At 67.4% G+C, this 24,966-nt stretch carries 25 protein-coding genes and 1 pseudogene; 23 read left to right on the top strand and 3 right to left on the bottom strand.

What is annotated here, in order from left to right:
- Nucleotides 1-8: 8 nt before the first annotated feature.
- Complete coding sequence (locus AC3RCE_RS05065) at nt 9-821, bottom strand: IclR family transcriptional regulator (RefSeq protein WP_218293366.1); 813 nt, start codon at nt 819-821, stop codon at nt 9-11.
- A gap of 188 nt (nt 822-1,009) precedes the next feature.
- On the opposite strand from AC3RCE_RS05065, the gene AC3RCE_RS05060 reads away from it, so the two are divergent.
- The 10 genes from AC3RCE_RS05060 (at nt 1,010) to AC3RCE_RS05015 (ending at nt 8,604) form a co-directional block, all read left to right on the top strand.
- Nucleotides 1,010-1,990: a Bug family tripartite tricarboxylate transporter substrate binding protein gene (locus AC3RCE_RS05060; RefSeq protein ID WP_492254660.1), complete on the top strand. Its 981-nt coding sequence runs from the start codon at nt 1,010-1,012 to the stop codon at nt 1,988-1,990.
- A gap of 59 nt (nt 1,991-2,049) precedes the next feature.
- Nucleotides 2,050-2,481, top strand: coding sequence for a PhlB family protein (locus tag AC3RCE_RS05055; protein ID WP_492254659.1), 432 nt, complete (start codon nt 2,050-2,052; stop codon nt 2,479-2,481).
- The gene (locus tag AC3RCE_RS05050; protein ID WP_492254658.1) at nt 2,478-3,653 is read left to right on the top strand and encodes a thiolase family protein; all 1,176 of its coding nucleotides are present in this window, start codon (nt 2,478-2,480) and stop codon (nt 3,651-3,653) included. Before AC3RCE_RS05055 ends, AC3RCE_RS05050 begins: the two co-directional genes overlap by 4 nt.
- Before the next feature lie 34 nt (nt 3,654-3,687).
- A complete protein-coding gene (locus AC3RCE_RS05045) occupies nt 3,688-4,497 on the top strand; it encodes an enoyl-CoA hydratase/isomerase family protein (RefSeq protein ID WP_369641592.1) in 810 nt (269 codons plus the stop codon).
- 67 nt (nt 4,498-4,564) lie between these two features.
- Entirely contained in the window at nt 4,565-5,380 is an 816-nt protein-coding gene (locus AC3RCE_RS05040) for an SDR family NAD(P)-dependent oxidoreductase (RefSeq protein WP_492254657.1), read from the top strand.
- Nucleotides 5,381-5,484: 104 nt separating this feature from the next.
- On the top strand, nt 5,485-6,453 hold the full coding sequence (locus AC3RCE_RS05035) for a Bug family tripartite tricarboxylate transporter substrate binding protein (RefSeq protein ID WP_492254656.1): 969 nt from the start codon (nt 5,485-5,487) through the stop codon (nt 6,451-6,453).
- Nucleotides 6,453-6,815 carry an SDR family NAD(P)-dependent oxidoreductase gene (locus tag AC3RCE_RS05030; RefSeq protein WP_492244392.1) on the top strand — a complete coding sequence of 121 codons (363 nt, stop codon included), beginning with the start codon at nt 6,453-6,455 and terminating at the stop codon, nt 6,813-6,815. The genes AC3RCE_RS05035 and AC3RCE_RS05030 overlap by 1 nt, the downstream gene beginning before the upstream one ends.
- A gap of 133 nt (nt 6,816-6,948) precedes the next feature.
- Entirely contained in the window at nt 6,949-7,452 is a 504-nt protein-coding gene (locus AC3RCE_RS05025) for a nuclear transport factor 2 family protein (protein WP_369641589.1), read from the top strand.
- A 17-nt stretch (nt 7,453-7,469) separates the two neighbouring features.
- Nucleotides 7,470-8,261 carry an SDR family NAD(P)-dependent oxidoreductase gene (locus AC3RCE_RS05020; protein WP_492254655.1) on the top strand — a complete coding sequence of 264 codons (792 nt, stop codon included), beginning with the start codon at nt 7,470-7,472 and terminating at the stop codon, nt 8,259-8,261.
- 43 nt (nt 8,262-8,304) lie between these two features.
- Nucleotides 8,305-8,604, top strand: a complete 300-nt coding sequence (locus AC3RCE_RS05015) for a putative quinol monooxygenase (protein WP_218340392.1) — start codon at nt 8,305-8,307, stop codon at nt 8,602-8,604.
- Nucleotides 8,605-8,717: 113 nt separating this feature from the next.
- Here the strand turns inward: AC3RCE_RS05015 and AC3RCE_RS05010 are convergent, their stop codons facing one another.
- Nucleotides 8,718-9,662: an isopenicillin N synthase family dioxygenase gene (locus tag AC3RCE_RS05010; RefSeq protein WP_492255358.1), complete on the bottom strand. Its 945-nt coding sequence runs from the start codon at nt 9,660-9,662 to the stop codon at nt 8,718-8,720.
- A gap of 747 nt (nt 9,663-10,409) precedes the next feature.
- On the opposite strand from AC3RCE_RS05010, the gene AC3RCE_RS05005 reads away from it, so the two are divergent.
- The 13 genes and pseudogenes from AC3RCE_RS05005 to AC3RCE_RS04945 all read left to right on the top strand — a co-directional run.
- The gene (locus AC3RCE_RS05005; RefSeq protein WP_369643858.1) at nt 10,410-11,441 is read left to right on the top strand and encodes an ABC transporter substrate-binding protein; all 1,032 of its coding nucleotides are present in this window, start codon (nt 10,410-10,412) and stop codon (nt 11,439-11,441) included.
- Entirely contained in the window at nt 11,438-11,962 is a 525-nt protein-coding gene (locus tag AC3RCE_RS05000; RefSeq protein WP_218293358.1) for a nucleoside deaminase, read from the top strand. Before AC3RCE_RS05005 ends, AC3RCE_RS05000 begins: the two co-directional genes overlap by 4 nt.
- Nucleotides 11,963-12,006: 44 nt before the next feature.
- On the top strand, nt 12,007-12,684 hold the full coding sequence (locus tag AC3RCE_RS04995) for a TetR family transcriptional regulator C-terminal domain-containing protein (RefSeq protein WP_218340394.1): 678 nt from the start codon (nt 12,007-12,009) through the stop codon (nt 12,682-12,684).
- 137 nt (nt 12,685-12,821) lie between these two features.
- Nucleotides 12,822-13,124 (top strand): 2Fe-2S iron-sulfur cluster-binding protein, encoded by a 303-nt coding sequence (locus AC3RCE_RS04990; protein ID WP_492254654.1) that lies wholly within the window; start codon nt 12,822-12,824, stop codon nt 13,122-13,124.
- 16 nt (nt 13,125-13,140) lie between these two features.
- Nucleotides 13,141-13,728, top strand: a complete 588-nt coding sequence (locus AC3RCE_RS04985; protein ID WP_492254653.1) for an NAD(P)H-dependent oxidoreductase — start codon at nt 13,141-13,143, stop codon at nt 13,726-13,728.
- 13 nt (nt 13,729-13,741) lie between these two features.
- On the top strand, nt 13,742-15,073 hold the full coding sequence (locus tag AC3RCE_RS04980) for an amidohydrolase family protein (protein ID WP_492254652.1): 1,332 nt from the start codon (nt 13,742-13,744) through the stop codon (nt 15,071-15,073).
- Nucleotides 15,070-15,540 carry a RidA family protein gene (locus AC3RCE_RS04975; protein ID WP_057228706.1) on the top strand — a complete coding sequence of 157 codons (471 nt, stop codon included), beginning with the start codon at nt 15,070-15,072 and terminating at the stop codon, nt 15,538-15,540. Before AC3RCE_RS04980 ends, AC3RCE_RS04975 begins: the two co-directional genes overlap by 4 nt.
- A 32-nt stretch (nt 15,541-15,572) precedes the next feature.
- Complete coding sequence (locus AC3RCE_RS04970; RefSeq protein WP_492254651.1) at nt 15,573-16,436, top strand: creatininase family protein; 864 nt, start codon at nt 15,573-15,575, stop codon at nt 16,434-16,436.
- Between the two features lie 77 nt (nt 16,437-16,513).
- A complete protein-coding gene (locus AC3RCE_RS04965; RefSeq protein ID WP_492255357.1) occupies nt 16,514-17,512 on the top strand; it encodes an ABC transporter substrate-binding protein in 999 nt (332 codons plus the stop codon).
- 77 nt (nt 17,513-17,589) lie between these two features.
- Entirely contained in the window at nt 17,590-18,426 is an 837-nt protein-coding gene (locus tag AC3RCE_RS04960) for an ABC transporter ATP-binding protein (protein WP_492254650.1), read from the top strand.
- On the top strand, nt 18,423-19,316 hold the full coding sequence (locus tag AC3RCE_RS04955) for an ABC transporter permease (protein ID WP_492254649.1): 894 nt from the start codon (nt 18,423-18,425) through the stop codon (nt 19,314-19,316). Before AC3RCE_RS04960 ends, AC3RCE_RS04955 begins: the two co-directional genes overlap by 4 nt.
- Nucleotides 19,317-19,419: 103 nt before the next feature.
- On the top strand, nt 19,420-20,769 hold the full coding sequence (locus AC3RCE_RS04950; protein WP_492254648.1) for an FAD-binding oxidoreductase: 1,350 nt from the start codon (nt 19,420-19,422) through the stop codon (nt 20,767-20,769).
- Between the two features lie 78 nt (nt 20,770-20,847).
- Nucleotides 20,848-21,036 (top strand): annotated as a pseudogene (locus AC3RCE_RS04945) (LysR family transcriptional regulator); the annotation flags it as partial.
- Nucleotides 21,037-21,077: 41 nt separating this feature from the next.
- Here AC3RCE_RS04945 and AC3RCE_RS04940 read toward each other — a convergent pair.
- Entirely contained in the window at nt 21,078-24,338 is a 3,261-nt protein-coding gene (locus AC3RCE_RS04940; protein ID WP_492254647.1) for an IPTL-CTERM sorting domain-containing protein, read from the bottom strand.
- Between the last annotated feature and the right edge of the window lie 628 nt (nt 24,339-24,966).

Raw genomic sequence — 24,966 nt, 5'->3', positions numbered from 1 at the left:
ATCCGCCGCTAGGCGGCGGTGGTGTCTTTGGCGCCCGCGCCGCGCCGGCCGGATGCCGTGGCGCGCAGCGTGGGAGCCGCGTTCTGGGGGTGGAACACAAGTGCCTGCACCTCTTGCAAGGCTTGCAGGCAGGCGTCCTTGGTACGGCGAAGGCGTTCGGTGGGGCCGGCGATCGACAGCGCGAGGGGTTCATCGCCCAGGTAGCCAGCGACGGCGATGGCGGCCAGGCCGTCGAAGCCTTCGTTTTCCACCCAGATCCAGCCTTGCTGGCGTGCTTGTTCGATCTGTGCCTCCAGTGCTGCGAGGTCCGTGATGGACCCGGGGGCGATCTGCTTGAGCGGCTTGAGCCGCAGCTGGCGTGCGGCTTCTTCGGGTGTACCCAGCGACAGCGCCGCCTTGCCCAGCGCGGACACGTGCAACGCAATCTTGTTGCCCACGTTTTCCACATAGCGCAGCGGATGAGTTCCCTCGGCAAACGCCAGTACCTTGACCACGCCCGCCTCCACGCGGCCGCACATCCCTGTCTCTCCCGTCTTGTCACGCAGCAACTCGCACGCCTCGGACGCCACGGCGTAGAGCGAATCACCCGCAGCGATGCCTTTGGCAATCGTGAGCAGACGGGCCGTTGGATAGAAGCGTCGGGTTCGCGCCGTCCGCATCAGGTAGCCCAACTCATGCAGCGTGTGCAGCAGATCGGAGCAGCTGCTCTCGGGAAGGTCCATCAGGCGCGCAAGGTCTGAATTGGAGAGTTCGCGGCGCTCCCGGGCAAAGACCTCCAGCAGGGCCATGGTGCGAGAAGCGGCGGGGACAATGGTTGGCATAAGTTCTCCGGTATTTCGTAGATGTCAACGAATCATAACTTTGAGGTGAGCGCGATTGCAGCAGACCATTCCTTATGAGATTCAAATTTTCTTTTGAATGCAGCTCACAAGATTGCTTGCATTTCTACGAAATATTGAAGTATTCTACGACCAGCCGCAATGAAGTGGCAACAAAAATGGAGACAAGCATGCGTAGAACCTTCCGAGAACTGATTGTTTTTGTCATTGCCTCGTTGGCCTTTGGCGTCCTGCATGCAGCAGGAGATGCGTGGCCGAGCAAGCCCATCACCTTCGTGGTGCCGTTCCCACCCGGGGGCATCACGGACAACACGTCGCGGCTTTTGGCCAAGCTGCTCAGCGCACAGCTGGGACAGTCGGTGGTGGTGGACAACCGTCCCGGTGCCGGTGGCTCCATCGGTGTGGAGTCGGCTTCGCGCCAGCCGCCAGACGGCTACACCATCATTTACGGCACGCAGGGAACGCATGGCGCCAATCTGGCGCTGTACAAGAACGTGCGCTACGACCCCGTGACGGACTTCGTGCCCGTGCATGCCATGTCCGAAACACCGCTCATGCTGGTGATCAACCCCTCACGCCCGTTCAAGACGGTGCCCGAGCTGATTGCCTATGCCAAGGCCAATCCCGGCAAGCTCAACTACGGCTCCGCCGGTCCAGGCACGGGCACCCACCTGACGGCCGAGTTGTTCCAGACCGCCGCGGGCATCAAGATGACCCATGTGCCGTACCGCGGCAGCGCGCCGGCACTGAGCGACCTGATGGCCGGGAGCATCGACCTGATGTTCGACTACCCGGCGGTGGTGTTGCCCCAGGTGCAGGCGAACAAGCTCAAGGCGCTGGCGGTCACCTCCAAAAAGCGTTTGTCCAGCTCCCCCGACGTGCCCACCGTGGGCGAGCTGGGCGTTCCCGAAGCGGAATCCACGGCCTGGGGCGCGGTGTTCGTTCCGACCAAGACGCCGCCGGACATCGTGAAGCGCCTGGGCGACGAGATCGCCAAGGCCATCGTTCACCCCGAAATGCTGCAAGCCACCGAGAAATTCGGCAGTGTCCCGCTCGCCGGCCTGCGCGACGCCAAGCTGGGTGCCTTCGTGAAATCGGAGATGACCCGGTGGCGTGCGGTTGTTCAGCAGTCGGGCGCCAAGCTCGATTGACGGGGTCGCGGGCACTACATGCCCGCCCCCCCACCTTTCCCTTTCACCCCCTTCTTTCTATGACCGATTCAAAGACCTCCTTGAAGCCGTTGCAGCCGACTCTGTATGAGCTGGCTGATGACGGCCACTCGCTCAACTTCTTCTTTGCGCAGTGCGGCGCCTGCGGTGGGATGAGTTTTCCTGCCAACGCACCGGGATGCATGCACTGCGGAGACCCGCTGAGCGGAGCGCAACGCGTCACGCGCCCGGGGGGAGGAGAGTTGCTGGAGTTCGTGACCCTGCACGTGCCGCTGTTGCCTGGCATGGCGGCGCCCAGCATTGCTGGAGACATCCGCATCGCGCCCGGCATCGTCGAAGAAGGTGTGATGGCCGTTGGGGACGAGACGGCGCTGAAGCACGGCATGGCGGTTCGTGCCGTTGCCGAGGTGAAGCGGGAAGAAGGTGTTTACGCCTGCCGCTTTGTACCCGCGAATGAAGGAGCCGCGCAGTGAGCAATACCAATCAATCCACTGCAGGCAACTGGCTGGATGCCCATGGCGGTGTGTTCATCGCCGGTGTCGGTCTGCACCCCTATCAGTTCCCCACCGAGACACCTTACACCGAGCTGGGCCTCAGGGCTGTGCGTGCCGCACTCGAGGACTCGGGTGTTTCCTGGGCCCGTGTGCAGAGTGCCTACGTGGGCACAACCTCGATTGGCATGGCCGCCGGCCGCGTGATGCTGCGCCACCTGGGATCCACGGGTCTGGCGGTGACGCAGGTGGAAAACGCGTCGGCCTCTGGATCGTTCGCTTTCCGGCAGGCATGCATGGAGGTGGCTAGCGGCATGAGCGATGTGGTGCTGGCGGTGGGCGTGGACAAGCACGGTGACGGGCGCCGCGCTGCCAACAAGGACGGACTGGAAAGGCTCAGCGAGACCGCCACCATTCCGGCGGTGAAGTTCGCGATGATGGCGCGCACCTACCTGCGCGAGCGCGGCGCCTCCGTGGAGGAGATGGCCGGCGTGGCGGTGAAGAACCACGGCAACGCAGCGCGCAATCCGTTTGCTCAGTTTCGCAAGCCCCGGACGCTGGAGCAGGTGCTCGCATCGCCGCGCGTGGTGGGCGACCTCACGGTGCAGCAATGCTGTCCACGCGGCGAAGGGGCCGCGGCGGTGATGCTGGTTTCTGGCAACGCCATCCGAAAGCTGGGACTGGATGCGCGGCGCTGCGTGCGCGTGAAGGCTTCCGTGGCAGGCAGCGAGCGCCCCGAGATGCAATACGGCGACAGCGCCGTGGAGCTGGTCCGCACCAGCGCGCAGGCCGCGTTTGACCAAGCAGGCATTGCACCCAAGGAGCTCGACCTGCTGGAGCTGCACGACGCCTTCTCCGTGGAAGAGCTGCTGTACAGCGAAGCCATCGGTGTGTGCGACCCAGGCGAGGGCGCCCGCTATCTGGCGCGTGGCGATTCGCACATCGGTGGCCGCTGCGCCATCAATGCATCGGGCGGCCTGATCGGCATGGGCCACCCACTCGGGCCCACGGGCATCGGCCAGTTGGCAGAAATCACGCGTCAGCTGCGGGGCGAGGCGGAGGGTCGCCAGCACCCCAACGCGCGCTGGGGCATGGCCCACATGATCGGGCTCGGCTCGGTCTCCGTCGCCCACGTGCTGTCGGCATCGGCCTGACGGCGCCGCACACTTCTTTGTGGAAAGCAATCCAATGACTACCCCTGACATCCAGGACCTGGGCACATTGCTCTATGAGGTGCGCGACCGCGTGGCCGTGATCACCCTCAACCGGCCCGAGCGCATGAACACGCTGGGCAGCACGATGAAGCCCGACCTCGCCCGCGCCTTCTTCGAACTGGCCCGCAACGACGACCAAGTGCGCGCGGTTCTGATCACCGGCAGCGGCGACAAGGCGTTCTGCGCGGGCGCCGACATCAAGGAGCGCGCCACCGACGTGGTGCGCGGCACGGAGTACTTCGTGCGCCAGAAGGCGACCCACGAACTGTTTCGCAACATCGAAGAGTTCGAGAAGCCCGTCATCGCTGCCATCAACGGCGTGGCCCTGGGCGGCGGGCTGGAGATTGCGCTGTGTTGTGACCTGCGCATCGCGGCCTCCCACGCGCGCTTCGGCTTGCCAGAAATCAAGCTGGGAGTCATCCCGGCGGCCGGTGGCACGCAGCGGCTGCCACGGCTGGTGGGTGAAGCCCGGGCCAAGGAACTGATCCTGACGGCCGACCTGGTGGATGCAGAGACGGCGCTGCGCTACGGCCTGGTCAGCCGTGTGGTGCCGCAGGCCGAGCTGATGACGGCTGCGCTGGAACTGACCCAGCGCATAGCGCAACACCCCCCGCTGGCAGTCCGTTTCGCCAAGCGCGCCATCAACCGCGGCATGCAGACCGACCTGGACTCGGGCCTGGAGTACGAACGCTACGCGGCCGCAATGATCGTGGACAGCGAAGACCGCATCGAGGGCATGCGCGCCTTCGTCGAGAAACGCGAACCCCAATTCAAAGGACGCTAGTGCAATACCGGCTAGTGCAATACCGCACTGGTGACTTCATTCAGACAACACGCACGAAAGGAATCCCATGGAACTCGGATTGAACGGACAGGTCGCTCTCGTCACTGGCGGCGGACAAGGCGTGGGCAGGCAAATTTGCATCGAACTCGCAGCCGAAGGGGCGCGCGTGGTGGTGAACGACCTTTTTGCCGAGCGTGCCCAAGCGGTGGTTGATGAAATCAACGCCGCTGGCGGAAAGGCCTATGCAGCGCCTGCGGACATCACCCAACTGGAGGAGGTCGATGCCATGGTGGCAGGTGCTGCCCAGCACTTCGGCGCGCCCGTCACCGTGCTGGTGAACAACGCGGGGATCATTCCCGAGCGCCGCGAGAAAGGTGGCCGCACACCCGCCTTCGTGGATACACCCGTGGTGGACTGGGCCAAGATCGTGAACCTCAACGTCTACGGCACCATGCACTGCTGCCGCGCCGTGCTGCCCGGCATGGTCGGGCGCAAGACGGGCCGCATCATCAACATCATCTCGGAAGCAGGCCGCATCGGCGAGGCCAACATGGCCGTTTACTCGGGCGCCAAGGCGGCGATTGCCGGGTTCGCCAAGGCTCTCGCGAGGGAGCACGGCCGCCACGCCGTCACGGTCAACTCGGTGGCCCTTGGCGCCGTGTCCCACGAGGGCATCAAGGACGGCCCGCTGAACATCCACGCCACGGTGGAAAACAACGAGCTGCTGGGCAAGATGCTCAACGCATACCCCATCTCCAAGGGCGTGGGGCGCCTCTCCCGCCCAACGGATGTGTCCGGCATCGTCGCGTTCCTGGCGTCAGACCGCGCGCTGTTCATCACGGGGCAGACCATCGGTGCATCCGGCGGGTTCGCGATGGTTTGAAGCAGGGCGAAACGCTCCAGCAAGCCACTTCGGTTCCGATCATGTGGTGAGAGGTGCTGCATTCACACGCGGCACTGCCGAACACACAACAAGGAGACAAGACCATGATGAACCGCCGCCACTTCTCGGCATCCATGGGTGCTTTGGCACTCTCGCCCTCGGCATTTGCACAGAACGCTTACCCGCAGCGCCCCATCACACTGGTCGTGCCCTTCTCCGCGGGAAGCGTGGTCGATGTCCAGGCCCGTTTGATCGCACGGGCGCTGAGCGACAACCTGGGCCAGCCCATGGTCATCGACAACCGGGTCGGTGTGAGCGGGTCCATCGGCGCCGAATTCGTGGCCCGTGCGGCGCCCGACGGGTACACCCTCCTGATCGGAACGCAGGGCACGCAGGGCACCAACACCGCCCTCTTCAAGAACATCCGCTACGACCCGGTCAAGGACTTCGTGGCCATCCACGGTCTGACGGGGAACGCCAACGTTCTGGTATCCCATCCAGGCCTGAAGTTCAGCACCATGGCCGATGTGATCGCGTTCGGCAAGCAGAAACCAGGAAAACCCAACTTTGGGTCTGGTGGCAACGGTACGTCAGCGCACCTTTGCCTGGAACTATTGCAAACCCAGACCGGCGCGCGCTTCAACCATATCCCCTACAAGTCGAGCACGGCGGCCATGGTCGATCTGATCGCCGGCAACCTCGATGTGATGTTCGACTACGTGCAGACCTCCCGCGCGCAGATCCGGGACGGGAAAATTGCCGCGCTGGCCGTCACCAGCACCAGCCGCCTGGCCGTGCTCGCCAATGTGCCCACCATGGCCGAGGCCGGAATCCCCAGCGTGGTGGCCATGAACTGGGGCGGTGTCTTTGCACCAGCCAACACGCCTGCGCCCATCGTCAAGCGCTTGTCCGATGCGGTGGGCCAGGCACTGAACTCGCCCGAGGTCACGGCGTCGCTGGACGCGGTTTCGAGCGTCAAGATGGGCATGCCGCACGAGCAGTTTGCCCCCTTCGTGGCCGCCGAGGCCGCCAAGTGGGGCGAGGTGATCCGCAAGTCCGGAGCGAGTCTCTGATGCCGACGCCCCAGGTAGCCGTTGTCACCGGCGCGGGCAGCGGTATCGAACGCGCGCTCGCGCTGGCCTGTGCCCGCGAAGGCATGGCGGTGGTGGCGGCCGACATCGAGGCAGAGATCCTGGCGCACACGCAGGTGCTGGTGGAGACGGCAGGCGCCGCCTGCCTGGCACAGTGTTGCGACGTGTCCGACGCCACGGACGTGGAGCGGCTGGCCGAGGCCAGCTGGAACCGGTGGGGCGGTGTGGACTGGCTATTCAACAACGCCGGCGTGGCGGTGCTCGGGACAGCCTGGAATGCCACGGACGACGACTGGCGGTGCGTGCTGGCATGGCCGCTTCTGCCATCAGTGCCGAGGATGTAGCGCGCGCCGCGGTCGAGGCGATTCATGCGCGCCGCTTCTACGTCATTCCCCATGCCCACACGGGTGCGTCCGTGAGGGACCGCAGCCAAAAGATCATGGGCGATTTCCACCACATTCACCAGGAGAGTCTTCAGTGACCGCAGTCCACCCACCAGCCGACCTTTCAGCCTCGCAGGACCTTGTCCGAGCGCTCACGGAACGCGTTGAACGCATGGAGAGCATTGAAGCCATCCGCGCGCTGCGCGCCCGATACCACGAAATGGTGAATGAGGATGCGGGGAACCGCCTCTACGAATTGTTTGCCCCCGATGCCTACGTCGCCTACGGCGGGCGTCCTGAGGTGCGGGGCCGGGACAACATCCGTGCGTTCTTCGCTGCGTTTCCGGTCCAATCGGCCCGGCAGTTCATCCATAGCCATGTCGTGCAGGTGCAGGGCGACCGGGGCACGGGGTCCAGCTACCTGGACGGTCGGCCCGTGCGGGACGGCAAGAGCTACTACGTGGTGGGCCGCTTTGACGACGAGTACATCCATCTGGATGGGCAGTGGTTCTTTCAACGCGTCACCTTGAGCGTGCACTACATGATCGAGGCTGCCGAGCGCTGGGACCACCTCATTCCCCTGCAGGTGGAGCGTTGATGCACAGCAGAGCCGCCATGGCCTTGTTGCCTTCCTTGTTCGATCTGACCGGCCAACGTGCGCTCGTGACCGGTGCCGCCAGTGGCCTCGGGCTGGCCATCGCAGAAGCCCTGCTGGACGCGGGCGCGGAAGTCGTGCTGTCCGACAGCGACGCCCAGGCATTGGACGCCGAGGTGCACCGCCTGCGCAAGACGCACGCGAAGGTGCAGCAGCGGGTGATCGACGTGAGCGATGGCGCCGATGTGGACCGCAACATCGACGCGATGGCGGCAAAGGGGCCCATCGATTGCGTGTTCGCCAACGCGGGCATGAGCGCCGGGCGCGGATTCCTGGTGGAGCCTGGGCGCCTGGAGAACGTGGACCCGGCTTCTTGGGAGCGGGTGCTCCAGGTGAACCTGAGCGGCGTGCTGGCCACGTTGCGCGCGGCCACCCGCCACATGAAGCCCCGGGGCCAGGGGCGAATCATCGTGACCTCGTCCATCGCGGGGCTGCGGGCGGAGGCGCACTCCGGATATGCCTACGTGGCCTCCAAGGCTGCGGTGAACAACGTCGTGCGCCAGGCGGCCATCGAGCTGGCGCCCTTCAACATCCTGGTGAACGCCATCGCCCCCGGCCCATTTGCCACCGGCATCAACGGAGGACGCCTGCGCCTGCCGGAAAGCGCCGAACGCATGCGCACCTACATCCCGCTTGGCCGTATCGCCCAGCCGCACGAGATCCAGGGGCTTGCGTTGCTGCTGGCGTCACCCGCCTCGAGCTACATGACCGGTGCCATCATCCCTATCGACGGCGGCGCCAGCGCGCGCTAGCGCGGCATCATCATTTCAACCACCGACGACAGGAAGGCACACCATGATCATCGTTACCGGCCATGTGATCGCACGCAAGGACACGGAGGACACCGTTGAGCGGCTGGCCCTGGAGCATGTCCTGCGCTCCCGGATGGAGGCGGGATGCGTGTCCCACGAGGTGAGCCGCGACGTGCAGCAGCCGCTGCGCTTTGTGTTCATTGAGCGCTGGAGCGACCTGGCCGCGTTGCAGGCCCATTTCCGAGTAGAAGCCTCGCGCGATTTCGCACACTCGATGGCAAGCTTGTGTGAGGAGGCTCCGCAGATTGATGTATACGAAGCGGAAGTGATTTCCATACGCTGACGGCGTTGGTCCAAGACGAGGCAATCCAGCAAGCGGAGCAAGGTATTTGGATCAAATTTTCCGAGACGCGTTTGAGGCCCCGCGACGATTCAACACAGCCCACGGCGTTGTGGTCAGTACCTATTCGAGAAATTCGCGCTGATGCGCTGGCGCAGGTACTCCGCGCCCGTGATGGGCGGGTACTTCTTCGCCGGGCCTTCAATGAGCGCGTCCTCATTGGCTTGGCAGAAGAAAGCCAGGCTGTAGCGCGCGCCCTGGTACTCGTGCGGCAGAGGGTTGCGCACCCGGTGGAAGTTGCTGGGCAGTTGGTCGTCGCTCCAGCGCGTGAGCATGTCGCCGATATTGCAGGTGATCACGCCCTCGGCTGGCTCCACGCTGGTCCACTGGCGGCCCTCGGCCTCCTTGCCGGGCAGCACCTGCAGGCCGCCCTGGCCGGGGCGCTGGAACAGCAGGGTGAGGCAGTCAAAATCGGTGTGGGCGCCGGCACGCCACAGGCCCAGCTCGTCCTTGAGCGCCGGATCCACCGCAAAGTAGTGCAGCATGCGCAGCGTGCTCTGGTAGGTGGGCAGGTCGGGGTCGTGGGCGCGGTTGAAGAAGTCCGCATCAAAGCCCAGCTTGTAGGCAAAGCACGAGAGCAGGCGCATGCCCACTTCCCAGCACTGGCGCTCGAATGCCAGCGTGGCGGCCTGGAAGCCGGGCAGTTCGGCCTCGGTGGGCCAGAGGCCCGCCATGCGTGGGCGCGTGACCTGGTAGGACTCCTTCTGGTCCGGCGTGCGCGTGGAGGGGCGGATCTGCGCCTTGTGCTCCCAGCCGGCGTTGCGCGACAGGGGCCACTGGGCCTTGGTGGCCTGGGGCTGGTCGAAGAAGGCTTCGGCGCGCGCGAAGGCGGCGCGGATGTCCTCGACGGGGATGCCGTGGTTCGTTACCTGGAAGAAGCCGATGTCGACCGACGCGCTCCACAGCTGCTCGGCGATTTCCTCTTTGCGGTTGTCGAAGTCGGAGATGTCGATGCAGCGCACTTCGCGCGTGGAGGTCTCGCCGTCCATCGCGCCGCCCATGCGCGATTCTTTTTCGAGCTCGCCCAGCACGTCGGGGGCGACGGTCGGTTCGTAGACGGGGGATGTGGTGGGGGTTGCGGCAGTGCTGTGCATGGCGTGATTTCCTCGTTGAGTCGTCAATGGCAACAAGGCACACGGCAGGCCGCAGCAAGGAGTGAAGTTGCGGCACGGCGCCATGTGGCTCTTGAAGGGGACAATGGCAACGGCCCGCAGGCTGCGCGGGCCTTCAACAGGCACCACGCACCGCACGCAAGCCGCCACCGGCTTCAAGAGCAATGACCCGCCAGCCGGTCCACGCAATGCGGATGGGCTGGACTGAACGCTTCTACTCTTACCCCGGATGCTAGCAAACGGCAGGCCAGCAATGCCGTCGCGCACTCCATAGGAAAGCCGCACCGCGCCATGCGGCCCAAGGCCCGGACACTCACCAAACCAGGGCAGCGGCGCACCAAGCCTGCGCACCGCAAATGCGTGCCCAGCGCTTGCCAGCTCCAGCGCACAGGGGGCCCCGCAGCGGCTTGCGCCAAGGCAAGATCTGGGCAAAACGTGCCTGGCGCTCAGCACGGCGCAGCGCTTTCGCGACACCGGGCACGCTTTCTGCATCAGCTCCTGCCGAGTAGAAGCGTTCAGCGCTGCCATCCCTTGCGGGTGGTAGCGCCCGGAAATTGCTCAGTTCGACCCGGTACCGCGGCGGCACACGCCTGTGGGTACAGGGCATTCCACCGAACCTGGGCCACCACCATGTTGATGCAACGCCGCCGCTTTCTCTTGACCACCCTCGCCCCTTCCATCGCCGCCACGCTGGGTGCCCCTGCCGTGGTGCGTGCGCAGGGCGCATCACTCACCCCGCTCAAGTTCACGCTGGACTTTCGGGTGACGAGCCAGACCTCGCCCTTCTTCCTGGCGCAGGCCAAGGGCTACTTCAAGGACGAGGGCCTGGACGTGACCATCGACGTGGGCGCAGGCTCCGTGGCATCGATCACACGCGTGGCCAGCGGTGCCTACGACATCGGCCTGGGCGACATCAGTTCGCTGGCCGAGTTCCACGCGCAGAACGCCGACACGCCGGTGCAGGCCATCTACCAGTACTACAACCGCGCGCCCTTCGTCATCATCGGCCGCAAGGACCGCGGCATCACCACCGATTTCCAGTCGCTCAAGGGCAAGAAGGTGGCGGCGGCCGCCGTGGAAGCCACGCGCCGCAGCTGGCCCATGGTGGCCCGCGCACTCAAGACCAAGCCCGAGCTGTTCGACTGGGTGACCACCGACTTCAGCGCGCGCGACAACGTGGTGGTGCGCGGCGATGTGGATGCGGCCACCTATTTCCACGACTCGGCCGTGTCGCTGTTCGCGCGCGTGCCGGCCAAGGAACTGTCGGTGCTCGAATACAACAAGGCGGGCCTGAACCTGTATGGCAATGCCGTGCTGGCCGGGAAGCTTCTGCAGGAGAAGCCCGAGGTGGCCAAGGCATTCCTGCGCGCGAGCAACCGCGCCCTGCGCGAGACGCTGGCCAATCCCGAGGCCACGTTTGCCGCCATCAAGGCGCGCGAGGCCATTCTGAACATGGACGTGGAGCGCGAGCGCTGGGCCATCACGCGCCAATACCTGCAGACGGCCGAATCGCAGGCCGTGGGCCTGGGCGGCGTGCAGGGCGCCATACTGGCGCACCAGATCGAGGAGGTGGCGGCCGTGTTCAACCTGGCGCGCAAGCCCGCGCCCGAGCGCGTGTTCAACCCGGCCTTTTTGCCGGCCCTGGCCGACCGCAAGGTGGTGGCATGAACGGCAGCGCAGCACCCGCCGCACTGCTGCCGCAGGAGGCCACCATCGACGAGCGCGACGGCAGGTACCTGCGCCAGGCCATCGTCCTGGCCGACAAGGCCCGTGCACGCGGCAACCGGCCCTTTGGCGCGGTGGCGATCAGCGCCGATGGCAGGCTGCTGGCCGAGGCCTACTGCAATACCACTGAGACCGGCGACTGCACCGGCCACGCCGAGACCAATGCCGTGCGCCAGCTCAGCCCGCGCGTGGGCCGCGATGCACTGGCACAGGCCACCCTGTACTCATCGGCAGAGCCCTGCGTGATGTGCGCGGGCGCCATCTTCTGGTCGGGCATCGGCCGCGTGGTGTTCGGCATCGACGCGGTGCGGCTGCGCGGGTTCCGCGGCGAACGCGCCGAGCAGCGCGATGCCGAACTGTCGTGCCGCGACGTGTTCGCCGCATCGCCGCACGCCATCGAATGCATCGGGCCGGCCCTCATCGCGGAAGCGAGTGCCTCGCACGTGGGCTTCTGGAAGCTCTGAGCAACCAGCGACAATCGCCCACCATGCCGCCCAAAGCCCCGCTCATGACCGAACCCGAAGCCGATGGCAGCAGCAATGTCTCCGGCGCACTGCTCAGCCGCTCCAAGCAGGGGCGCGAGCGCATCCTGGGCGCGATCCGCGAGGCGGCGATTGCCGAGTTCAGCCGCCACGGCTTCAAGGGCGCATCCACCAAGGCCATCGCCGAGCGCGCGGGCCTGACCAAGCCGCAGCTGCACTACTACATCGCCAGCAAGGAAGAGCTGTACGAGGAGCTGCTGTACTCGGTGCTCAACGGCTGGTCGGGCGCCTTCCAGTTCGACAGCGAGAGCGACGACCCCAAGAAGGTGCTGAGCACCTATGTGCGCAAGAAGCTCGACTACGCACTGGACAATCCGGGGCTGTCGCGCATCTTCACCACCGAGGTGCTGGGCGGCGGGCGCAACCTGGGCCGGTACTGGCCCGTGGCCGTGAAGTCCACCCAGCAGAAGGTGGACCTGATCGACCGCTGGATCGCCGAGGGCCGCATGCGCCCGCTGGACGCGCGCCTGCTGCTGATGCAGATCTGGGGCATGACGCAGCACTACGCCGACTACGGCGTGCAGGTGCACATCATGCTGGGCCTGGCGCCCGAAGAGACCATCGACCGCGAACCCATCGTGCGCGAGCTCACCAATTTCGTGCTGCTGGGCTGCGGCCTGGCACCCGATTTCGCACCAGAGTGAACAGGCCTGCACGCTTGCGGGCGTGGCAGAGCCCCTGTACGGCGCCTTGACCCAGGGCAAGGCAGGCCACGGCCCGAAAGCCTGCTGGCACAGCATTTGCAATAGTTTGACCAATCGATCAAATCAAGTGGTCAAACATGCAAACCCCAGCCACGGCAGCGCCGCTGCCCGCCACGGAACAGACTTTTGAACTGGTGCTTGCGCGCAGCCAGATGCGGCTGCCCGTGCAGCCTGGCGAAAGCATGGCCGATGTGCTGCAGCTCGCCGGCATCGCCATCGACACGCTGTGCGAACAGGGCGTATGCGGCACCTGCGCCACGCGCTGGCTGGCCGGCGCGCCCGACCACCGCGACAGCTGCCTGAGCCCTGAGGAGCAGGCCACCCATGTGGCCGTGTGCTGCGCGCGCAGCCACGGGCCCACGCTCACGCTCGACCTTTGAAGAAGGAGCCCCCGCCATGCGCATCCTCGTGATCTATTGCCACCCGGTGGAGACCAGCTACAACGCGGCCCTGCACGACGAGGTGGTGCGCAACCTGCGTGCGGCCGGCCACGAGGTGGACGACTGCGACCTGTATGCCGAGGGCTTCAACCCCGTGCTCAGCCGCGAGGAGCGCCTGGGCTACCACGAGGTGCCGAGCAACCGCCTGCCGGTGCAGGGCTATGTGGACCGGCTGCTGTGGGCCGAGGCGGTGGTGTTCTGCTTTCCCACCTGGTGCTTCGGCATGCCGGCCATGCTCAAGGGCTTTTTCGACCGGGTGCTGATGCCCGGCGTGGCCTTCGACATCAGCGACCCGCACAACGTCAAGCCTTCGCTCACGCACATCAAGCGCATCTCGGCCGTGGTGACCTATGGCCGCCCGCGCTGGACGGCGCTGCTCATGGGCGATCCGCCACGCAAGTCCGTCACGCGCTACATGCGCCTGCTGACCGGCGGCAAGGCGCGTGTGGACTACCACGCCTACTACCACATGAACGTGGCTACGCCGCCGCGGCTGGCCGCCTTCAAGGCGCGCGTGGGCCAGGCCATGGCGCGCTTTGCCTGAGGGGATCTTGTCCATGCACGCATCCAACGCCCCCGACCACCTGCTGCGCGCGCGGCTGCCGCGCTGGCTGCTGCCGCGCCAATGGCCCGCCCGGGGCAGCCAGCCCACACTGGCCGATGTGCACCTGGTGCAGGGCCGCGTCGAGTCCATCACGCCGCACCACCCTGCCCAGCCCCCGGCCACGGGCGCCACCTGGGACCTGGCCGGCGCCCTGGTGCTGCCCGGCCTGGTGGATGCGCACACCCACCTGGACAAGGCCTTCACCCTGCCACGCATGGGCACGGTGAAGCCCGGCCTGCTGGGCGCCATCGAGGCCATGATGGTGGACCGCCAGGGCTGGACCGAGGCCGACATCCGCGCCCGCGCCAGCCGCGCCCTGCAATGGGCCTGCGAGGCCGGCACCGTGCACCTGCGCACCCACTGCGATTGGTGGGAGCCCGATGCGCAACCGCTCGCCTGGAATGTGCTGCGCAGCCTGGCGCACGAATGGGCCGGCCGCCTGCTGCTGGAGCGCGTGGCCCTGATCCCCCTGCACCTGTACACCGAACGCACCACCGCCATGCGGCTGGCCGCCACCGTGGCCGACAGCGGCCCGGGCGCGCTGCTGGGGGGCTTCGTGCATTCCACGAACTGGGACCCACAGGCCCTGCGCCACCTGTTCGAGGCCGCGCAGCACCACGGCCTGGACGTGGATCTGCATGTGGACGAGGAACTGCACCCCGGCGCCCAGGGCCTGGCCACCACGGCGGCGCTGCTGCAGGAGCTGCGCTTCGAAGGCCACGTGGTCTGCGGCCACACCTGCGCGCTGGCCGCACAGGACGAGGCCACCGCCCTGGCCACGCTGGATGCCGTGGCGCGCTGCCCCATCACCCTGGTGACCCTGCCCATCACCAACCTGCTGCTGCAGGACGCCGTGACCGGCCGCACGCCACGCCAGCGGGGCATCACCCTCATCAAGGAGGCGCATGCGCGCGGCATCCCGGTGCTGGTGGCCAGCGACAACATCCAGGACCCGTTCTGCCCCGTGGGCAGCCTGGACCCGCTGGAGGCCCTGGCCACCGGCGTGCTGGCGGCGCAGCTCGACGCGCCGTTCGACCGCTGGTCCGAAGCGCTGTGCCGCAGCGACTGGCTGCGCCGCGGGCCCGATGCCTTGCCGCTGCAGCCCGGCATGCCGGCCGACCTGATCGTCTTCCAGCAGGCCGATGGCTGGGGCTTTCCATCGCGCACGCAGCAGCGCGTGGTGCTGCGCCAGGGCCGCGTCACCAGCGGCCATGCCAGCGCGGCGTGGCATGTGGCCAACGCCACCCCAGCCCCCTCCCCCATTCCTGACCGGAGCCTTGCATGACGACCGCTTCCACCACCCCCTCGGGCATTGCCCAGCCCCTGGCCCGCTATGCCGCCTGGCGCCGCGCGGGCGACCTGGTGTTCCTGTCCGGAATCATTGCCGTGGACCCTGCGGCCAGCCGCATCGTGCGCGGCTATGCCGACATCCCCGACGAGGCGGCCACGCTGATCGGCCGCACGGGCGAGTTCAGCAGCGACATCAAGGAGGGGCCCATCCTGGCGCAGAGCTGGTATGTGCTCGACCGCATCCGCCAGACCATCGAGGCCGCGGGCGGCCAGATGTCCGACGTGTTCAAGCTGGTGCAGTACTTCAAGCACCTGGACCACTTCCCCCAGTACAGCCGCGTGCGCAAGCTGTTCTTCCCGGGTGAGCCGCCGGCCTCCACCGTGGTGGAGGTCACCGGCATGCTGCCCACTGCCGACATCCTGATCGAGGTCGAAGCGACTGCCTACCTCCCCTTGCGCTGACCTCTCCATCCCCCTTCACGAAAGACCCGCCCATGCTGCACGGCTACACCCCGCCCCACCGCTACCTGCCCTACCTGAGCTGGACCGAGATCGCCGACCTGCCGGACAAGGAGAACACCGTGATCGTGCTGCCCACGGGCGCCACCGAGCAGCACGGCCCGCACCTGCCCTGCGCGGTGGACACGGTGATCAGCGCGGGCGTGGTGGGCCATGCGCTGGCGCGCCTGCCGGCCGAGGTGCCGGCCTTTGCCATGGCCCCCATCACCTACGGCAAGTCGGAGGAGCACCTGCACTTCCCCGGCACGGTCACCTTGAGCGGCGAGACCCTGCTGGCCACCATGAACGAGGTGGGCGAGTCGGTCTACCGCGCGGGCTTTCGCAAGCTGCTGTTCGTCAACGGCCACGGCGGCCAGCCGCAGGTGATGGAGATGTGCGCGCGCGAGCTGCGCCTGCGCCATGGCGACTTCATCGTGGTGCCCAGCTTCACCTGGCGCGTGCCGCACGTGGCGGGCAAGTATTTGTCGGAGCAGGAAAAGAAGCTGGCCATGCACGCCGGCCATGCCGAGACGGCGCTGATGCTGGCCCTGGCGCCCGATACCGTGCACATGGAACGCGCGGTGGTGAACTACCCGCCCGTGTTCGGCTCGCCCCTTCTGTCGCCCGACGGCCGCCCGGCCTGCGCCTGGAGCGCGCGCGACTTCGGGCCCAGCGGCATCATCGGCGACCCGCTGCCGGCCACGGCCGAGCAGGGCCACGCCATCCTCGATTCGCTGGCCGTGAGCTGGGCCGCCGCCATCACCGAGCTGCACCAGCTGCGCTGGGCCCCGCGCGCCGAAGCCACCTGGGGCCGCGCCAACCACACGGGCCATGTGGAGCACTCCACCGCCCTGGCTTGAAACCTGCGAACGCAGCCGCATCCCTCCCCCGTTTTCGTCCCTGTTCCCCCTCCACCACCTACCGGAGCACTGCCATGATGAAGAAGACCGCCTCCCGCCTTTCCAAACTTGGTGCAGCCGCACTGCTCGCTGTTGGTGCCGCCGGCACCATGCAGGCCCACGCGCAGGAAAAGTTCACCTACATGACCAACTGGTATGCGCAGGCCGAGCATGGCGGCTTCTACCAGGCGGTGGCCACGGGCCTGTACAAGAAGTACGGGCTGGACGTGACCATCAAGATGGGGGGCCCGCAGGTCAACATCGTGCAGATGATGGCGGCCGGCCAGGCCGAGTGCGTGATGGGATCGAGCGACCTGCAGATGATCCAGATGCGCGAGGGCGGCGTGCCCGTGACCACGGTGGCGGCCGTCTTCCAGAAAGACCCGCAGGTACTCATCGCGCACGACGACGTGAAGAAGTTCGAGGACCTCAAGGGCAAGACCATCCTCATCGCCTCGTCGGCCCAGCGCGGCTACTGGCCCTGGCTGAAGGCCAAGTACGGCTTCAACGATGCACAGACGCGACCCTACACGTTCAACATCCAGCCCTTCGTGGCCGACAAGAACACTGCCCAGCAGGGCTACCTGACGTCCGAGCCCTTCGCCATCGCCAAGGCCGGAGTGAAGGCCAACACCCTGATGTTCAGCGACCAGGGCTACCCCGCCTATGCCACCACGGTGAGCTGCATGGACAAGACAGTCAAGGAGCGCGGCACCGCCGTCGCCTCCTTCGTGAAGGCCACCATGGAAGGCTGGAAGAGCTACCTGGCCGACCCGGCCCCGGCCAATGCCCTGATCAAGAAGGACAACCCGAACATGACCGATGAGCAGCTGGCCTACAGCGTGGCCAAGCTCAAGGAGATGGGCATGGTGACGGGTGGCGATGCGGCGAGCATGGGCATCGGCGTGATGACCGATGCGCGCGCCAAGGCGAGCTACGACTTCCTGGTGGAGGCCAAGCTGATCGATCCGGCCAAGGTGAAGCTGGCCGATACCTACACGACCTCCTTCACCAAAGACCTGAAGGTCATGCCCTGACCCTCGGATCGCCACTACTGCCCTGAAACAGCGCCCCGCTGCTTGCGGCGGGGCGCATCCATCGAAAGGCGCGCACCATGACCCCCACCGCCCCCGCTGATTCCCCCACCCTGGCGCCCGCGCCGCGCAGCACCCCCGCCGTGCAGGTGCTGTCGGCCGAGAAGACCTACCCCAACGGCACGCAGGCCTTGCTGCCGGTGGACCTGACCATCGAGGAAGGCGAGTTCGTCACCCTGCTCGGCCCCTCGGGCTGTGGCAAGAGCACCTTGCTGAAGATGGTGGCCGGCCTGCTGGAGCCCACCGACGGCCGGCTGCAGCTGTGGCACAAGCCCGTGGCCCAGCTCGACGAAAGCGGCAAGAAGATGGCCTTCGTATTCCAGTCGCCCACGCTCATGCCCTGGGCCAGCGTGCAGACCAATGTGCGCCTGCCGCTGGACCTGGCCGGCGTGCCGCGCCAGGAGGCCGATGCCCGCGTGGCCGAGGCGCTGGCCCTGGTGGGCCTGTCGAAGTTTGCCAACGCGCTGCCGCGGGCGCTTTCGGGCGGCATGCAGATGCGCGTCTCCATCGCGCGCGGTCTGGTAACCCAGCCCGACCTGCTGCTGATGGACGAGCCCTTCGGCGCGCTCGACGAGATCACGCGCCACAAGCTCGACGCCGACCTCTTGGACCTGTGGCGCAAGAAGAAGCTCACGGTGATCTTCGTGACGCACTCGATCCACGAGGCGGTGTTCCTGTCGAGCCGCGTGGTGATGATGGCCGCGCGCCCCGGCCGCGTGGTGGAGGAGTTCCGCATAGCCGCGCCCTACCCGCGCACGGCGGACTTCATGGTCTCGCCCGAATTCAGCCGCTATGCCAAGCAGCTGCAGGACAGCCTGCTGCGCGCCAGCGCCGACACCGAGGAGACCGCAGCATGAGCACACCTTACCCTACTGCACCTGCAGCGCCCGCACCGGCAGAGCGCAGCGCGCAACCCGCCCGAGCCAAGGCGCCCAAGCCCGTCGCAGCGCGCGTTCCCCTCATGGCCCAACCGCGCGTGCAGCGCGTGGTCTACCCGCTGCTCGTGGGTCTGGTGCTCATCGCGCTGTGGCAGGGTCTGGTCACGGCCATGGAGCTGCCGCCCTACCTGGTGCCCTCGCCCCTGCTCATGCTCAAGACGCTGTTCACCGACTGGGCGGCCCTGGGCGGATCGCTGTGGGTCACCGTCAAGATCACCGTGCTGGCGTTTGCCGTGGCCACGGTGGCGGGGGTGCTGATCTCGTTTCTGTTCGTGCAGAGCAAGCGCATCGAGACGGCGCTGTTCCCGTACGCCGTGCTGCTGCAGGTCACGCCCATCGTGGCGGTGGCGCCGCTCATCATCATCTGGGTGAAGGACCCGACCGCGTCGATGGTGATCTGCGCCGCGCTGGTGGCGCTGTTCCCCATCATCAGCAACACCACGCTGGGCCTGCGCAGCGTGGAGCCGGACCTGCAAAGCTATTTCAAGCTCAACTGCGCCACGCGCATGCAGACCCTGCTGCGCCTGCGCATACCGAGCGCGCTGCCCTACTTCTTCGGCGGGCTGCGCATATCGAGCGGGCTGGCGCTGATCGGCGCCGTGGTGGCCGAGTTCGTGGCCGGCACGGGCGGCCAGGGCGCGGGCCTGGCGTACCAGATTTTGCAGGCGGGATTTCAGCTCAACATCCCGCGCATGTTCGCCGCGCTGCTGCTGATATCGCTGACCGGCGTGGCGCTGTTCGCGCTGATGGCCTGGGGCACCCGCTTGGCCCTGGGCAGCTGGCACGCCAGCGAAAACTCGCACGACTGACCCTACCCCCCGACCGAACCGCATTCATTTTTTGACACCGCGCACGCGTGGTGGGGCCGCGCATTGCCCGCCACCACCCGCCGCACAGACAGGAGAGACACATATGACCACCGTAACCGCCCCCCAACTGCCCGAACAACTGCCCGGCCTGGACTGGATTGCTGACCCGCTGCGCGTGGGCCGCCTGTCGCAGGACTTCGCCTGGTTCAGCCCCGTGCTCAAGCGCGATCTGGCCGGCAAGCGCGGCGACGTGGCCGTGCGCCCGCGCACCGAGGATGAGATCCACCAGGTGGTGGCGGCCTGTGCGCGCGCGCAGATCCCCCTGACCGTGCGCGGCAGCGGCACCGGCAACTACGGGCAGAGCACGCCGCTGCATGGCGGGGTGATCCTGGACCTGTCGGGCTACAACGGCTTTGGCTGGGTGCGCGGCGCCGTGGGCCGGGCGCAGGCGGGCATCCGCCTGTCGGACTTCGACGCGCAGGCCAAGCCCCTGGGGCAGGAGCTGCGCTGGCTGCCCTCCACCTACCGCAGCGCCACCTTGGGCGGGCTGTTCGGCGGCGGCTTCGGCGGCGCCGGGTCGATCAACCACGGGCCGCTGGCCGCGCCGGGCAACGTGCTGGCGGTGCGCGCCATGACGGTGGAACCCGAGCCCCAGGTCATCGAGCTGCGCGGCCCCGAGGCCATGCTGCTGCACCACACCTACGGCACCAACGGCATCGTGCTGGAGCTGGAGGTGGCGCTGACCCCCGCCGTGGCATGGACGGAGTGCATCGTCACCTTCACCGACTTCGACGCCGCGCTGGAATTCGCCGACCGCTTTGGCGCCGCACCGGGGCTGGAGAAAAAGGAGGTGTGCTTTCTGGCCGCGCCCATCCCGGCCTACTTCACCAGCCTGGCCGAGCACCTGCCCGCGGGCTGCCACGCAGTGATGCTGCTGGTGGCCCCGCACTCCGAAGACGGCATGCGCGACATGGCCACCCGGTACGGCGGCAGCGTCAGCTACCGCAAGACCGCCGACGAGGTGGAAAAGAGCCACAAGACCCTGCTCGAGTACACCTGGAACCACACCACCCTGCATGCGCTGAAGGTGGACAAGACGCTCACCTACATCCAGAGCGGCTTCAACCCCGCCACCCGGCTGGAGCAGGTGAAGGCGCTGGAAAAGGCCCTGGGCGGCGAGGTGATGATGCACCTGGAGTTCCTGCGCACCAAGGAAGGCGCCTTCAACTGCAGCGGGCTGCAGCTCATCCGCTACAGCACCGAAGAGCGCCTGAACCAGATCATGCAGATCTACCGCGACCACGGCGTGCAGATCAACAACCCGCATGTGTATATCGTGGAAGACGGCAAGCAGAACAACCTGGATCCTGCCGTGGTGGGCACGAAGCGCCGCTTCGACCCGCAGGGCTTGCTCAACCCCGGCAAGCTGCGCAGTTGGTCCTCCCTGCAGTGACGGGGGTTTTCTGCCATCGCCAATCCATCTGGTGGCGCCTTCCGATGGCCAGGGCGAAGCAAACGTAGGAACCGGCGCATGGGCGTGATGCCGGCCCCCGTGTCGGTGGGCGCGCACCTGCAAAAGACCCATGGACTGGTGCAGGTGGGCACCAGCCCCGACGCGCAGGAGCAGTTCCACCTGATCTACAGCGCGCGCAAGGTGATGCACCCGCTGCTCACGCGCCTGCTGGAGGCCGAAAAAAGCGGAATGCTATTGAATCAATAGCTGTTTGCGCTTATTGGAAAAGCGCTGGAGGCCAGTTTCATTCAAACCCCCAGGCGCCGCCGCCCACGCCAGCCCAGGACGCCCAGCAGCGCCGACAGCAGCAGCACGCCCCACTCCGACAGCGTGGGGATGGCCTGCGCACCCACTACGGGTGGCGCGGCAAACAGCAGCATCGCGTGCGGGTCGGTGATCGCGCCCGGCGTGGTGGTGTCGCCGTCGCCCACGCCATTGTCCGTCACGGTGAAGGTCAGCCGGTTACCCGCCACGCTACCGTGAGGGAACCACGTGGACGCCGGGGCGCCCACGCTGGCGGGGCCGAACTTGTGGGGCTGCAGGCCCGCCAGGCTGCCTGCGGGGTAGTCCATCTGCACCGCCAGCGTGGCGCCCGCGCAGCCCGTGGCGGCAAAGCGCAGCACGCCCAGCGGGGCCGTGGCGTTGGCGGGCAGGTTGTCGCCTGCGGTGGCAGCGCTCAACGTGAGGCTGCTCACCACGCAGCCCGCCGGGCCGCCGCTGATGCCCACCACCACCTGCTGCCCCATGCCGCCGCCGGGCAGCGGCAGGCTGACCGGGCTCACGGTGTGCGTGATGCCCGCCAGGGCGCCCATGTTGTTGGCGTCGCCGCCGTAGCTGGCGGTGATGGCCTGCGTGCCCATGGGCAGGGTGTTCACGGCGCAGACGGCCGCGCCGCCGACGAGGGGCGCGGCCGCGCACAGCGGCACGCCGCCTGCGCTGAACGCCACCGTGCCCGTGGGGCTGTCCGCCCCGGACAGCGTGGCGGTGAAGGTGACACTGGCACCTACGGGGCTGGGGTTGGCGCTGGCGGCCAGGGCCAGCGCGGGCGTGGCATGGGTGCTTGTCGGCAACGCGTCGGACACCATGCCGTTGACGAACACGCGCAGCGCGTAGCGGCCACGCGGCAACACGCCCGGCGCGGCCACGTCCACCGTGGTGGCCGACGATGCCGTGGGCGTGAGCCAGCGCGTGGCGCCGTTGTCCAGCCGCCGCAGCTGTACCAGCGGCAGCGGCGTGGGCGATGCGCCCGTGCCACCGCCGCTGGCCTCGCTGTCGCCGTGCAGGCGCAAGCCGCCCAGGGTGAAGGCGGTACCGTCCACCAGGCGGGCCGGGCCGCTGGCAAGCTGGGGCACGCGGGCCGCTGGCACGGTGCCTCCAGCGGGGTCATAGCGTTCGGCACTGGCCAAATTGCCACCGGAACCAATGCCGCCCGCGGCCAGCACGTGGCCCGAAGGCAACAGCACGCTGGCGTGCTGCGCACGGCCCGTGATCAGCGGTGGCGTGCTGGCCCAGGTGTTGGCAGCGGGGTCGTACAGCTGGCTGCCGCTCCGTGCCCCGCTGAGGTAGCCCCCAACCAACAGCACCTGGCCGCCGGGCAGGAGCATGGCCGTTGGATCGCTGCCGCCGGTACCTGAGGCCAGCGTGCCCGCGGGCGACCAGGTGCCGGTCGCCGGGTCGTACAGCTCGGCGGTCAGCTCGGCGGTGGGGCTGTTGAAGGGGCCGGTGGCGCCGCCCGCCACCAGCACCTTGCCCGAGGGCAGCAGGGTCGCGGTGTGGTCGCTGCGCGGGATGGCCAGCGCGCCCGTGGCGGTCCAGGTGTCTGATTGGGGGTCGTAGATCTCCGCGAGGGCGGTGCGGCCACCGTTGGTGAACCCGCCCGCCACCAGCACGCGCCCATCGGGCAGCATCACGCTGCTGCCAAAGTAGTGCCGGACCGAGAGCATCGGCGCGCGCAATGCCCAGGTGTCGGTCGCGGGGTCGTAGAGCTCCACGGTGTTGCTGGACGGGCCTGTCCCGTTGGCCCCGCCGACCACCAGTACCTTGCCCGACGCCAGCAGCGCGGCGCCCCCGCCTCTGTGTGCGGCGTTCATGGGGCCGGTGGCCGTCCAGGTGTTGGTGTTCTCGTCGTAGCGCTCGGCGCTGGCACCTGTGCCGCTGGCCACCAGCAACTGGCCGGACGCCAGCAAGGTCAGGGTGGGCATTTCGCGGCTGGTGAGGTGGTTGGCGGCAGGGCTCCAGCTGTTGCCCACGGGGTCATACAGCCGTGCGGAGGTCGACAAACTGGTAATCGCCAACACCTTGCCTGACGGCAGCAGCGAGGCCCGCGTGACGCTGCCCCCCATGCCCATGCTGCCCGCCGCGCTCCACGCGCCGCTGGCGGGGGTGTAGACCTCCGTGCTGGCCAGAAGCGGGCCGGCGCCGGCGCCAGCCACGGCGAGCACCGTGCCATCGGGCAGCACCGTGGCCGTGTGGTAGAGGCGCGGGCTGGCCAGCGCGGGGGCCGCAGTCCAGCTGTTGGTGCCGGGGTTGAACAACTCGGCGCTGCCGAGCAGCCCATGGATCAAGTTGGAGCCTGCCGCGACCAGCACCGTGCCGTCGGGCAGCAGGCTGGCCGTGTGGCTGAAGCGCCCCGTGGTCAGCGGGCTGACGGCGGTCCAGGTGCCGGCACCGGGGTCGTACAGCTCGGCCTGGGCCAGGGCCAGGGCCAGGCTGTCGGCTCCGCCCACCACAAGGACCTGGCCGCTGGGCAGCAGGGTGGCCGTGTGGTCATAGCGCGCGGTGGCCAGCGTATTGCCGACGGTGGTCCAGGTGCCCAGGGCGGGGTCGTAGAGTTCGGCGCTATTCAAAGCGGCGCTGCCATTGACCGTGCCCCCTGCGACGAGCACCTTGCCATCGGGCAGCAAGGTGGCCGTATGTTCAAAACGCGGCTGGGCCAGGGCGCCGGTGTCGGACCAGGCGCCCAAGCCGCCGTTCGCGGCGGGGTCGAAGAGCTCCGCCGGGCTGGTGGCTGGGCCGGGGGGCCATCCCCCCGCCACGAGTACCTTGCCATTGGCCAACAGCGTGGCGGTGGCTTCGCGGCGGGCATGGCCCAGGGCGCCAGCGGCGGCCCAGGTGCCAGTGGCGGGGTCATACAGCTCGGCACTGGCCAGGACAGCGCCATCCATGCCCCCCGCCACCAGCACCTTGCCGCTGGGCAGCAACGTGGCGGTGTGGCCTTGGCGCGCCGCAGCCATGGCGCCCGTGGCCGCCCAGGCGCCGGTGGCAGGGTCGTACAGTTCGGCGCTGGCGGTGCGCGCGTTGCCTGCCACTTGCCCACCGGCCACCAGCACCTTGCCATTGGGCAGTACGGTGGTGCTGTGGTCGCTGCGCGCGGCAGCCAGGCTGGCACCGCTGGCCCAGCCCACAGCCTGCGCCTGCGCAGCGCCCGCCTGGAGCAGCAGCCAGCCCCCCAGCAGCCAGGCCAGACACAAGGCGGCACGGTGGCGCGCGGACAGCAGGTTTCTTGGCATGTTTTGACCTCCGGCGCTTATCCATTCAGCGCAAGCAGCTATTGTTTTGATAGTTCTTCAGCCATGCGCCTGCGCACAGGCGAGTGGTGCGCGCGATGCTGCCATCGCGCCGGGCCGTTGTCTGTCCTCAGAACTGATGACATCACACAGCTCACCATAATATGGGCGCGGCGCCCCGTCATGTGCACGATCGCAGTCGTCACGAACCCGGGGGGGCAGTCAACGAGGTGGAAGCCACGGGAAGGCAACCAAGGAAAAGACAGAGGACAACCTTCGGTTCACGACGGCGCATGGTTCCTCTGGGTCGACACGCGCCGGTCACACACCAAACCGGTCACTCGCACCGGTATCCCCGTCGGCAACGATCGAACGCCCGGTCTCGGCGGAGCAGTGGCCGTCGGTGCGGCTGCCCGTCGATTGACCGCTCAATACGAAGCCGTCGCTCAGGTTGTCGACGCGAATGACTTGGTACAGCCTGTAGCTGACCTTGAAGTACGACCGCAGTGGTCAATGGCAAAGTGCGTTATTGCTCACTTCCAGTTCAAACCTCTGTGGCTGGTGCTCAGCTAAATGGCGTTCATGCGAGGTGCTCCTCAGGTTCACGGTCGCGGGTGCCGAAATCTAAAGT

Source organism: Acidovorax sp. GW823-FHT05D11 (assembly GCF_058795695.1).
The sequence above is the reverse complement of the archived record's forward strand: the minus strand, read 5'-3'. Positions and strand labels throughout refer to the sequence as shown.

Bases quoted from the DNA above. Each gene is read 5' to 3' on its own strand.
- AC3RCE_RS04950 (WP_492254648.1), top strand. From the start codon at position 19,420: ATGACCACCGTAACCGCCCCCCAACTGCCCGAACAACTGCCCGGCCTG.
- AC3RCE_RS04970 (WP_492254651.1), top strand. From the start codon at position 15,573: ATGCTGCACGGCTACACCCCGCCCCACCGCTACCTGCCCTACCTGAGC.
- AC3RCE_RS05035 (WP_492254656.1), top strand. From the start codon at position 5,485: ATGATGAACCGCCGCCACTTCTCGGCATCCATGGGTGCTTTGGCACTC.
- AC3RCE_RS05040 (WP_492254657.1), top strand. From the start codon at position 4,565: ATGGAACTCGGATTGAACGGACAGGTCGCTCTCGTCACTGGCGGCGGA.
- AC3RCE_RS04940 (WP_492254647.1), bottom strand. From the start codon at position 24,338: ATGCCAAGAAACCTGCTGTCCGCGCGCCACCGTGCCGCCTTGTGTCTG.
- AC3RCE_RS04990 (WP_492254654.1), top strand. From the start codon at position 12,822: ATGCAAACCCCAGCCACGGCAGCGCCGCTGCCCGCCACGGAACAGACT.
- AC3RCE_RS04985 (WP_492254653.1), top strand. From the start codon at position 13,141: ATGCGCATCCTCGTGATCTATTGCCACCCGGTGGAGACCAGCTACAAC.
- AC3RCE_RS04965 (WP_492255357.1), top strand. From the start codon at position 16,514: ATGAAGAAGACCGCCTCCCGCCTTTCCAAACTTGGTGCAGCCGCACTG.
- AC3RCE_RS04995 (WP_218340394.1), top strand. From the start codon at position 12,007: ATGACCGAACCCGAAGCCGATGGCAGCAGCAATGTCTCCGGCGCACTG.
- AC3RCE_RS04975 (WP_057228706.1), top strand. From the start codon at position 15,070: ATGACGACCGCTTCCACCACCCCCTCGGGCATTGCCCAGCCCCTGGCC.
- AC3RCE_RS05065 (WP_218293366.1), bottom strand. From the start codon at position 821: ATGCCAACCATTGTCCCCGCCGCTTCTCGCACCATGGCCCTGCTGGAG.
- AC3RCE_RS05060 (WP_492254660.1), top strand. From the start codon at position 1,010: ATGCGTAGAACCTTCCGAGAACTGATTGTTTTTGTCATTGCCTCGTTG.
- AC3RCE_RS05030 (WP_492244392.1), top strand. From the start codon at position 6,453: ATGCCGACGCCCCAGGTAGCCGTTGTCACCGGCGCGGGCAGCGGTATC.
- AC3RCE_RS05045 (WP_369641592.1), top strand. From the start codon at position 3,688: ATGACTACCCCTGACATCCAGGACCTGGGCACATTGCTCTATGAGGTG.
- AC3RCE_RS05020 (WP_492254655.1), top strand. From the start codon at position 7,470: ATGGCCTTGTTGCCTTCCTTGTTCGATCTGACCGGCCAACGTGCGCTC.
- AC3RCE_RS04980 (WP_492254652.1), top strand. From the start codon at position 13,742: ATGCACGCATCCAACGCCCCCGACCACCTGCTGCGCGCGCGGCTGCCG.
- AC3RCE_RS04955 (WP_492254649.1), top strand. From the start codon at position 18,423: ATGAGCACACCTTACCCTACTGCACCTGCAGCGCCCGCACCGGCAGAG.
- AC3RCE_RS05010 (WP_492255358.1), bottom strand. From the start codon at position 9,662: ATGGGCGGCGCGATGGACGGCGAGACCTCCACGCGCGAAGTGCGCTGC.
- AC3RCE_RS05015 (WP_218340392.1), top strand. From the start codon at position 8,305: ATGATCATCGTTACCGGCCATGTGATCGCACGCAAGGACACGGAGGAC.
- AC3RCE_RS05005 (WP_369643858.1), top strand. From the start codon at position 10,410: ATGCAACGCCGCCGCTTTCTCTTGACCACCCTCGCCCCTTCCATCGCC.
- AC3RCE_RS05055 (WP_492254659.1), top strand. From the start codon at position 2,050: ATGACCGATTCAAAGACCTCCTTGAAGCCGTTGCAGCCGACTCTGTAT.
- AC3RCE_RS04960 (WP_492254650.1), top strand. From the start codon at position 17,590: ATGACCCCCACCGCCCCCGCTGATTCCCCCACCCTGGCGCCCGCGCCG.
- AC3RCE_RS05000 (WP_218293358.1), top strand. From the start codon at position 11,438: ATGAACGGCAGCGCAGCACCCGCCGCACTGCTGCCGCAGGAGGCCACC.